The following is a 708-nucleotide window of genomic DNA, read 5'->3' as shown; positions in this document are numbered from 1 at the left end:
TGCCGAACACCAGCACCGTCACCGCCAGCGCGACGCCGCAGCCGATCAGCAGCGAGGCGGCCACCAGCAGGATCGGGCGCAGCGAACGGAAGGCCAGCCAGACCAGCAGCAGCACGGCGGCCAGCGAGCCCCAGCCGATCGTGTTGATCTCGCGGTTGGCCTGTACCGCGGCCGCTTCAGCATGCAGCGGCACGCCGGCGCGCAGTACCTCCAGCCCGGGCGCCTGCTTGTCGGCTGCGGCGGTCGCCGCATCCAGCAGCGTGTCGATATGACGCTCGCCATCGAGCTGGAACGCCGAGCCGACCGTGTCGTACTGCACGATCGACCAATGCTTGCCATCGGCTTCAAGGAGGCCGTCATCGCCCACGCGCAGGCCCGACCCCAGCGCACGCTCCTGCCACCACTGCGGCCACAGCGACAGCGGGTCCTGCCGCCATTCGGTCAGCCGGGGCGCGCCCATCGGGCCGTACAGCGCCGCCAGTGCCGATTCGGCCAGCCCATCGACCGGCTGGGCCTGCAGGCGCTGGCGCTGGTCGCTGGTGAGCAGACGGTCGCGGTAGGGCGCGTAAAAGGCGCGCGCCTGTTCGAACCAGCCTTCGATCGACCCGCTTTCCACCAGCAGCGCCTTGCCCTCGGCGCTGTCGCGCAGCGAGGCGCGGAAGGCCTGTTCGGCCGCTTTGGTCTGCGCCGCGTCGGCGCTGCCCAGCA

1 protein-coding gene is annotated in these 708 nt (G+C 71.3%); it reads right to left on the bottom strand.

Translation table 11 applies throughout. The annotated features are described in order from the left end of the window. Positions 1-708 (bottom strand): MMPL family transporter (locus ACXJKJ_RS30605; protein ID WP_457395212.1); only part of this gene is annotated, 708 nt, incomplete at both ends.

This window comes from Roseateles sp. P5_E1 (assembly GCF_054049335.1).
The sequence above is the reverse complement of the archived record's forward strand: the minus strand, read 5'-3'. Positions and strand labels throughout refer to the sequence as shown.